This is a genomic window from Acetobacterium wieringae, from assembly GCF_026646375.1.
GTDB lineage: Bacteria > Bacillota > Clostridia > Eubacteriales > Eubacteriaceae > Acetobacterium > Acetobacterium wieringae_A.
Map to the genome: position 1 here is coordinate 158370 of NZ_JAIPPU010000008.1, position 10278 is coordinate 168647.

Sequence of the window (10278 nt, forward strand, 5' to 3'; positions counted from 1 at the left end):
GGATTTCGTAATGGATTTAGAAAAGACAAGCTATACGCCGGAAATCGATGACGTGAATGCAGTCATCGATCGGAAACTGCGCGAGTATTTTGACGGCAGAATAGTCCGTAAAGATCTGACCAAGGCGATTAAAGAAGGTGCGAACGTTCCTGTTTACGTCCTGGAGTTTTTGCTTGGGCAATATTGCAGTTCCGACGATCCGTCGATCATTGAGGACGGGGTAAAAAACGTGAAGCGAATCCTCTCTGAGAATTTTGTGCGCCCCGACGAGGCCCAAAAGGTGCTATCTGGCTTACGTGAGCGTGGTAGTTACACGGTCATCGACCGCATCACGGTTGGTCTGAATATCAAACTCGATCGGTATGAAGCTGACTTTTCAAATCTAGGCGTTCGCAGTATACCCATTTCGTCGGACTATGTATCGAAATTCGACCGTTTGCTTTGCGGTGGGATATGGTGCATTATTGGTCTGGAATATGAGTTCGTTGAGGAAGACAAAAAGTCCACACCAATACGAATCATGAAACTCACGCCCATACAGATGCCGCATATTGATATGGAAGAAATCAAAAATGGTCGCCGGGCGTTTACAAAAGACGAATGGATTACCATCCTGCTTCGCTCCACCGGTATGGAAGCTGACAGGTTCACAACCAGAGAGAAATGGCTGCAGCTCGCCCGGATGCTTCCGCTGATCGAGAACAATTTTAATCTCTGTGAACTAGGACCCCGCAGCACTGGCAAGTCACACCTGTATAAGGAAATTTCACCAAATAGTATTCTTGTTTCCGGTGGACAGACGACGGTGGCGAACCTTTTCTACAATATGTCGAGTAAGACCGTTGGGCTTGTAGGGCTGTGGGATTGTGTCGCTTTTGACGAGGTCGCAGGCATCACGTTTAAAGACAAAGATGGCATTCAGATCATGAAGGATTATATGGCTTCAGGCTCGTTCGCTCGGGGCAAGGAGGAAAAAGCAGCATCCGCTTCAATGGTTTTTGTCGGTAATATCAACCAAAGCGTGGAGGTGCTGCTCAAAACCTCACACCTGTTTGATCCGTTTCCTGAAGCAATGGCTTATGATACGGCGTTTCTCGATCGGATGCATTGTTATATACCCGGTTGGGAGATTCCAAAATATCGACCAGAATCGTTCACCAATGACTATGGTTTCATTACCGATTACCTTGCCGAGTTTATGCGGCAAATGCGAAAAGAGCCCTTCGGCGATGTATGTGATAAATATTTCCGGTTTGGGAATAACTTAAACCAGCGTGACGTTATCGCTGTCCGCAAAATGGTGTCCGGCTTTACTAAGCTGATCTACCCGAACGGGGAATTCAATAAAGAAGATATAAAGGAAATTCTCACGTATGCCCTTGAAATGCGCCGCCGTGTAAAAGAACAGTTGAAAAAAATTGGTGGGATGGAGTTTTATGACGTGAACTTTTCCTATATCGACAACGAGACTTTTGAAGAGCATTATGTAACCGTGCCGGAGCATGGGGGAGGTAAGATTATCCCTGAAGGATTGACGAATCCTGGTAACATCTATACCGTTTCGCAAGGAAAAAGCGGAATGATCGGTGTTTACCGGCTTGAAACGCAGATTTTGCCCGGCAATGGTAAGTTTGAGCGCACCGGTTTAGGCTCTGATCGTGAAGCAAAAGAAGCTACCAATACGGCGTTTAACTTTTTGAAAGCCAGTGGCTCACACATCAGTGCCTCAATTAGCACGACCACAAAGGATTATATCATCAATTACCAGGATCTAAATGGTATCGGGATGACAAAATACCTGACGTTGCCGTCTGTTATTGCCCTTGCCTCTTGTGCCCTCGGCAAACCGACTATATCAAGCCTTGTGATTCTCGGTGAAATTAGCATTAGTGGTACAATTCAAAAAGTCGAGGAACTGGCTAGCGTCCTGCAAGTCTGTCTCGACAGCGGCGCGAAAAAAGTGTTGATACCAATAACCTCAGCTTCCGAACTCGGTACGGTACCAACTGACCTCATTGGTGCATTTAGTTTGATTTTTTATACAACACCGCAGGAAGCTGTGTTTAAAGCGCTGGGTGTGGAATGATTCGGGATAAGAAGGAGTGCAAACTAGAGGAGGAAATAATATGGCTATGATTGATACATATAAGAACAATCTTACAAGAAAACGACAGGAGATTGTTAAGTTATCTTCAGATAAAGCTAAGGAAAGTGGGAAAATTCAGCCACTAAAAGCAAAGATAATATCGGCAAAGTCTGCTATTTCACGATCAAAGCAAACATCCACAATTAAATCAAAGCTTTCAGAAATTGAACGCCACGAGAAGTCCCTTGCTGCGATTGATAAAAACATAGCCAGAATTGAAGGAAAGATTGCTGCAAAGGAGAAAGAAATTGCTGCAGAAGAAAAGAAGATCCTACAAGAGCAGAACAAAATCGACACCCAACGTATTAAGGCTGAGGAAAGCCGCCTAAAAACATATAATCGGAGGATGGAGTCATTTAACCATTCATTGCAACAGCAGAATGACATTCAAACGCAGCTCGCTGACGAGATAGAACAACTAAAATATGTACCAGAGAAAATCACAGTTCTTTTCTTTGCTACAAACCCACATAACACAGATAGGCTTCGCCTAGATGAAGAGGTTAGGTCTATACAAGAAATGATAAGAAAATCTGAGCATCGAGATTCCATCATATTTGAAAGTCGTTGGGCAGTGCGACCATTGGATATTCTTCAAGCAATAAATGAATTGAATCCTGATGTCGTTCATTTTAGTGGACACGGGGCTTCTACGGGTGATTTGGTTCTTGAAAATGCTGATGGGACGGCAAAGGTAGTATCGAAAGAAGCAATAACTCAAACAATTATGACTTCTTCAGATAAAATCCATCTTCTCTTTTTCAATGCGTGTTTCTCATTTGAACAGGCACAATTTATTTCGGAATATGTTGATGCAGCAATAGGTATGACAACGTCGATTGGTGATAAGGCAGCAGTCGCTTTTGCAGCACAATTTTACTCCTCACTAGGCTTTGGATTTCCTGTTCAAAAAGCATTTGAACAAGCGAAAGGTGTACTTATGCTTGAAAGTCCTAATGAAAAAGATACACCTGCATTGTATTTGAAGGATGGCGTTGATGCTAATATATTATATATAGTTCGTCCAAATAGCACTAACTAAAATTCAATTAGAGCCTATCATTCCAGACGGTGGAAAGAAACAGATCAGTACAAGACTTTTTAATTTTATCGAGATTTTTTAATTATTCCATTTGTCAAACTAATAGGTATTCAATTTCAGACAAAATTTCTAAAACTGATAATTCATAATACAATAAATAAAAGTGTGCTTTCAGATTTATAATGAACCAAGACAGCCGTTGATTTAAGTCTTTTGAAGCTTTTTTCAGAGATAATAACTTTTAGTGTTTGTATCAAAACCGGTATGAAGATTGAAACAATCATGCAGAGATTAACACAATTTAATCATCTCAGAAGATAGTGTACTTAGGGGTTTGCAAAATCAAAAAGAGTATGCAGAGCTGAAAACCGGGATTGACCAGTTTTATTAAAAAAATGAACGCCACTTAGATCAAGGTATCATACCAAATTTTTCAATATACTAATAGATGGGAGATTAAATTTTGATATGTGAAATTCCAGCACTTGAGACTTTAAAAGCTTTGAAGTTCGCTAAGGATTTAGATGAATTAATAGTGGATGAGGCATTTACTTTTAATGCTAATATGAAATGGGTTCGTCCATTTGGAATGCTATTAACTGCTTGTAGTATTAAACAGTTTCGCGAAAAACATATAGATATTCCATTTAATTTCGAATGTTATATTACAAATAAGAGTATATCGTATGCTTCACACATGGGCTTTTTCAAATCCATTTCGGAAAGGCTTGAGATTGGAAAAGAGCCTGGAGAAGCTATGGGCAATGATAATTACATTCCAATAACGGAGATAAATACAAATCAAATTCTTAAGGACGAAGTGTCAAAAGGTAGAATGATCGAAATGGGAGATGCAATAGAACTAAAAGCTTCAGAACTGGCAAAGATAGTAAGCAGAGATAATAAAGAATTTCATTCATTGCTGACTTATTTAATTCGTGAAATTTTAAGAAATATACCAGAACACGCTGATTGTAATAAGGCATGGATTTGCGGTCAATACTGGAGAGACGGTACTGCGGAAATTGCAATTGTTGATGAAGGCATTGGTGTTTTGAACAGCCTTCGACGAAATGTAATACACAGAGAATATATAAGAAATGATGAAGAAGGACTCAAGTATGCTTTAAAAGCGGGAATATCGCAAGCTTTCCAACCTTCTAAATCAAATGCATCTAACAATCCGTGGGCAAATTCGGGATTTGGCCTTTATATGGTAAGTGAGATTTGTAAAGAATTACAAGGTTCTTTTTGTTTAGCTTCGGGGGAAAAATATCTTAACATAAATTGTGATGGGAGTACCAGCATTGGTAATACAGCATTTAAAGGAACCGCCGTTAAAATCACTGTATCTACAAATGCCCTTCAACGTAGTCAGGACATAATTAATAAGATAGCAAAGCAAGGTGAGGGACAAGCAAGAACAATTCGCAATGCTTTTAAAAAAGCATCAATGCCTTCAAAGGGGCTAATTGAGAATCTTTGATTAAGTAGCAGTGATAAGTGGTTTATGGTCTCTCTATACGGTCATTTTAGAGCAGGCTTTGAGAAGGTTACCTCCATTATAATAAACAAAATATCTCAATGAAGGGGGCAAAATTGAATACACAAGAAATTGAAGGGACAATACTGGATTTAATTAATTTAAAACAAGAGGAATTCTATAATGAACGATAAAGTTAGTAAAGCGATAGAGACAATGAAACAGGGGTATAACCTTGACCCTAATCGTATTCTAGCAGATTACCGTAAAGAAACTGCCGAAATCAGAGGTTATCACGGTCGTGAATTGTTAGAACTACTTCAAAACGCAGTAGACGAACTTGGTGGTACAGAAGACCGCTCTGTCTACATCTCTCAAAAGGATGGCATACTAAAGATTTGCAATAACGGAAATGTTTTCACATACGATGGCTTTATTTCGTTAATGTATTCAAACCTGAGTCCGAAGCACAATAAAGCTGAATATATTGGTAACAAAGGTACGGGATTTCGTTCCATTCTCAACTGGGCGGATAGCGTTCGGATTTATAGTGGTGATTTGTCTGTGGAGTTTTCCGACATATATGCTACTGAGTTGCTGGCTGAACTCATGAATAATGCTACGGTCAACGCATTTTACCAAGAGCATGAAGATCTTCGTATAGCAACACTTGTAGCACCAAGAGTAATTAAAAAACTTCCGAGTAAAGACTACGACACAGTGATTGAAATTAATCTTAAAAACGGTATAGTTGATGGAGTAATCAATCAACTAAATCAACTAAATACTAAAACACTTCTTTTCCTTGAAAATCTAGAACACTTGACTGTTGAAATTGAGGAAAATCTTTTTACTTATCGCAAAACTATGAGCGACTCGGAGCGTGGTATTTCAAAAATAAAAATTGTAACTGCCGTTAACAGCGAAATTACTGAATCCGAAGAATGGTTGGTTATATCTCGAGAAGGTAATTTTGAAAAGCAAAAGTATGGACTGATGATTGCATATAAACCTGATATGTCCGTCAAGCCAAATGTGCTTTACAGCTATTTTAAAACAAAGGTACAGTTTCCAGTTCCGGCACTTGTTCATGCGACTTTTGACTTAAATGCAGATAGGAACCACCTTGCCGAAACAGAAGCAAATAAACATATCCTAAAGGCAATTTGCGATACACTTGTTGAATTGGCTTTACTGACTGCTGCGGAGGTTGTTAATTACGTGCCGCTTGGTTTACTCTCAACAATCGGGGATTTCCCAATTGACCTAAGTTGGGATGAATTTTCAATTCGTGATTATTATTTTGATGCCATAGCGGCAAACCGTGTTCTCCCCACTGTCAATGGCACATACATTTCATTTAATGAAAGACCACGGTTTTATGATACTACAATTGCTGATTATTTAGCAGGAGAGGCTTTTGGGAGCCTTTTGCTATACACTGACAATTCAGCGGTAAGTGGTATGCTGAAGGCGATTGCTAAATATAAAAGCACTTCCCTTAAATACAAATACTCTGAAATCACTAATGGGATAAATATTGTACTGCCTACGCTCACTGTTAAGGAACGTGCTGCTCTGTGGCTTATTTTTATTAAAGAATACGGAAATGAGATTACCCAAGTAAATAAACCAAGCTTCGCTCTGGATGCAATCGGTAAGACAGTTAATGACAACCAGCAAGTATTCTTACCTACTGATGGTACGGTATTTCCTTCGCCTCCTAGCTTCACAAAAATTGTGTTTTTAAACAGAGATCTCGTTACAGCTTTGCGCGAATTACGTGGCAAGGAAGGAACACTTAGAAGTTTGGCCAATGAATTGTCGAAATTCAACGTTAGGGAATATAACCTTGCAAACATTATTAATGCTGTGATTTCCAGACTTCGAAGCCGAGAGCATCAAGCCAGCAAGAAAACCCGAGGCTGTTACGAATATACTATTGAATGGCTATGGAAATTATGGAACGCTAATGTGTTAAATAATGAGATGGCCGCAATATCAGCGATACCATTAATAAATCGGAATGGAACAGTAAAAAATGCATCGGATTTATATTGGGGTCGTGATTTTGGCAATGAAATAGTCGAAGAATTGTTTGGTGGTATGGATGACTATTTTGTCGGACTTCCACAGAGAATAGCGTTGTCCGAGACATCAAAGCTACAGTATGTTGAATTCTTATCCGCATTAGGTGTTTCTTGTTATCCAAGGAAAGAACACATCCAGTTGCGCCCTGTTCCTCAAGAATATAAAGAAGTCATATATTCAAGTATAAAGAAATATCCCTTAATTGCAGAAGACAACCACTACCAAAATACACAGGAGTTCCGCAGTGCTCATTTTACTTATGCATCCGTAATTACAGTTGAGCGAATTAAAGAAATTCTTGATAATTCAAGCACAAAAAGTATTATTTCATGGATAAGAAATGATGAAAGCCTATGGCAATTATTAGCTGTTTACGAGCCAAGCTCAAGCAGAGGCTATGTTAGCAACAACAATCAGCAAAAGAGCAGAGAAGTGAGCGGAGAACAATTAGCTTCATATTTACGCTTTGTTTTTTCAACAAGTAATTGGATAGAAGTAGATGGCAAAAGATACTCACCAAGACAGTGCATATTTGTAAACAAGGTTAAAACCCTATTTGCTCCGCTTGTCGTTTCACCTGATTTAGATTTTTTTATTGAAAATGAGAATCGTAAAATCGCCGAAATGTCAGTGGTTCAAGACATTTTAGCACGAATAGGAGCTGCTACTGAGTACTCTGAATTGGAAATGGATACATTTTATTCGTTGTTATTAAAGCTACCAGAAGTGGATGCAGATGGCGATATTAGCAAAGCGCTTTATACATCTGTTTTAAAATCGGGAGGATTGAAAAAGTTTGATCCAGGAAATCATGTTTACAAACAGTTCTTACAGGACGGAAAGGTATATTGTAAATCCTCGAAATCATTTGAGACGATAAAATCTGTCTATTATCTAACCGAAAAAACTGTGAGCAGAGAGATATTGAAGGATTTTAATCTTATTGCTATCCCTAATAGACAAAGTCAGGAGAATATAAAGCGTTATTTTGGAGTGTCTCCTCTAAAAATAAAGGGGTCAGTAGTTGGTGAGCCAATTATTCATCCAGATAGCGCCTCTTTTGAGCAAGACTTTAACGATTTTATTTGCTACGCCTTCTGCTTACGTGTTGATACGGCAAAACAAAGTGAAATATCTACTGTAAAGGCTTTACGGGCTCACTTATGCACGTATATTTGTGCTGACTATGGTAAGGGAGAGGTTGTTTTAGGAGAGAACTCATACATCAGGGGAAAAAACTGTGTTTATGTACAAGCTCCTATTAGCTGTCATAATTTGAAACAACTCAAGAGTAATGTGGATTTCTGCTCAGCTATTTCCGAACTTTTTATGACCGCCATTGATATTCAGGATGACACTCTTTATGGTTATGTTCGGTCTTTATATGAAAAGGAGCCGCATAACAGGAATGCAATGATACTACATGATTTTGACGATTTAGAAGTTCTAGAAAGGTCGCGTGAAACACTTAGCAGAACACAATCTGAAAAAGAAATGTTTATTGCTGCTTGTGTACTTATCGGAAGTGATGCAATAATAGATCAAATAAGTGGTGAAATTGACAGAATCAATTTCAGTGATTTTCCCTCTATGGACAATGTAGGTGCCGTTATAAATATCTTAAAATTGCTTAACGTTGATGTAGAAGATTTTAACGAAAAGTCAGAAATTTTAATTGATTTGCGTCAATATTATAGTAACGTGTTAAACTCTCTCATCGTTGATAATGAGGAAAGATATAAAAACGGATTGTTTGCATCGCTTAAAAGCGAAGCATTAAATAAAAAAAGGACTTTCTTAAAGCAGTACCATCAGTTCAGGGTGTTTCAGTTTACTCCGATGAACAGCGTTAAATACGATTGCTGGGCTGAGTTTGAAAATCAGTTTGGTTCGATTATTAATGCCGAATCTAATGGTGTTGCTAATCTCGAATGGAAAACTAATAAAGATCTATTCATCAGGGATAAAGATGTGGCAATAGTAAATGATATGCTCGTAGATTCCGAGTATGAAAGTCTCCTTTACTTCGGTATTTTTGATGAACTAAACAAAGCCTATAACCAAAAGAAGGCTGATATTAATGTTGCTCAAGAGCGAGAGGCTACGATTTTAAAGGCTCAAACAGCGTCTAGCACACCAATAATTCCTATCGATTCTGTTGCTCTAATAAAAGGAAAGAACGGCAATAATGCAATATCAAACCGCACAGGAAGTCGTATGGCTGGAATGAAGCGTGAGCGGAACATTTCGGATTGGGGAGCCTTTGCTGAGAGACTTGTATATGACCAAATGAGGATAAAATATAATGATGTCGTCTGGGTTTCAGAAAACGCCAAAAAGGATGGAGTAAACCCAGACGGTATCGGTGGCTTGGGCTATGACCTTAAATATACAAACGCAAATGGTAAAACAGTATATGTAGAAATCAAGTCAGCTGCCGGATCAAATATTACATTTGTTATTACAGAAAACGAACTAAATTTTGCAGAAGAGAACTCTAACCAGTATGAGGTAATTCTCGTAACTTCAGTAATGAACGATGAAGAACGAAAGGTCTATCAGATTTCTAACCTGTTCAATTACGCTGAAGGCGAAGACCGTTTTTGTAATTCAAAATTTAATATTTCGGGAGATAATTACACCGTTCGTTGCCAGATATCAAACTCTAAATAGAAAGAGTCTATTACGCATATTCAACCGAAAAATTTGGGCGAATTCCATTGTCAAATAATTCCTAAATACGCTCTAGACATCGAAACGAGGCTATATTGACCACTCAAGATATTGTATGAGTGATTTCCTTGAACAGTCATATCTTATAGACGTATTCCCATGAACGTAGAATTGTAAAAAAAATCGCAAGACATCAATACGAGCGATCCGTTCCACGTTGAGACCGTAGTATTGATGTCACGGGTAGAAAAATAAATGTCTTAAAAGTCCAGTATTACTGGGCTTTTTCTTTTTTTGTGCTATAATTTTATTATCTGTAAACAGGTGAATTATTGCTTCGTTGGAATCGATCCAAAGGGTTGATTTTTGACCGTGCAGTGTGATTTAGACGTCAGTGCTTAATGAGAAGTTGATATAGCATGTTTTCAGTTTTTAGGGCTTGTTGAGTGGTTGATTTAGATGCTTTCCGGATTTGGTGAGGTTGAGTGGTTAGGTTAGATGTAAATTTCCGAATTATGATATGCCCAGTCTCGCAGCAAGAAATTTGATATTATAGATGAATACTTTATTGTCGGCGGGAAGTACGACATTTTTGAGATTGACGAGGTACTGTTCAAATATGACCAACCGCTGTTAGGAGGGTGAGCCGTGGATTACTTGTGGTTAATAATACTCATTTCTATTGGCGCAGTTTTGGCGATTGCAGTGGGGATTAATTTGAGGAACAAAACAAAAAACAATGTTGAGAAAGTCATTGATGAGACAAACTTATTGCCGTTAGTTGCAGATGTCAAAATCGGTGTTAAAATACCCATAATAAACGGTTGAAAATTCCCCAAAAAC

At 38.5% G+C, this 10278-nt stretch carries 5 protein-coding genes and 1 pseudogene; 5 read left to right on the forward strand and 1 reads right to left on the reverse strand.

Annotated features, from left to right (window positions below; genetic code table 11):
* The first annotated feature begins 10 nt into the window (after positions 1-10).
* From brxL to Q7P33_RS09345, 5 genes and pseudogenes are all read left to right on the forward strand, one after another.
* On the forward strand, positions 11-2086 hold the full coding sequence (brxL, locus tag Q7P33_RS09325) for a protease Lon-related BREX system protein BrxL (protein WP_303869638.1): 2076 nt from the start codon (positions 11-13) through the stop codon (positions 2084-2086).
* Between the two features lie 40 nt (positions 2087-2126).
* Positions 2127-3188 carry a CHAT domain-containing protein gene (locus Q7P33_RS09330; RefSeq protein ID WP_303869640.1) on the forward strand — a complete coding sequence of 354 codons (1062 nt, stop codon included), beginning with the start codon at positions 2127-2129 and terminating at the stop codon, positions 3186-3188.
* A 463-nt stretch (positions 3189-3651) separates the two neighbouring features.
* A complete protein-coding gene (locus Q7P33_RS09335; RefSeq protein ID WP_303869643.1) occupies positions 3652-4674 on the forward strand; it encodes an ATP-binding protein in 1023 nt (340 codons plus the stop codon).
* A gap of 180 nt (positions 4675-4854) precedes the next feature.
* Positions 4855-9435: a DUF3883 domain-containing protein gene (locus Q7P33_RS09340; RefSeq protein ID WP_303869646.1), complete on the forward strand. Its 4581-nt coding sequence runs from the start codon at positions 4855-4857 to the stop codon at positions 9433-9435.
* A gap of 519 nt (positions 9436-9954) precedes the next feature.
* Positions 9955-10080 (forward strand): annotated as a pseudogene (locus Q7P33_RS09345) (RNase III inhibitor); the annotation flags it as partial.
* A gap of 8 nt (positions 10081-10088) precedes the next feature.
* Here the strand turns inward: Q7P33_RS09345 and Q7P33_RS09350 are convergent.
* Positions 10089-10278 (reverse strand): hypothetical protein (locus Q7P33_RS09350; protein ID WP_303869649.1); only part of this gene is annotated, 190 nt, incomplete at its 5' end.

Excerpts from the sequence above, each read along its gene's own strand:
- Q7P33_RS09330 (WP_303869640.1), top strand. The coding sequence starts at position 2,127 with ATGGCTATGATTGATACATATAAGAACAATCTTACAAGAAAACGACAG.
- Q7P33_RS09340 (WP_303869646.1), top strand. The coding sequence starts at position 4,855 with ATGAACGATAAAGTTAGTAAAGCGATAGAGACAATGAAACAGGGGTAT.
- brxL (WP_303869638.1), top strand. The coding sequence starts at position 11 with ATGGATTTAGAAAAGACAAGCTATACGCCGGAAATCGATGACGTGAAT.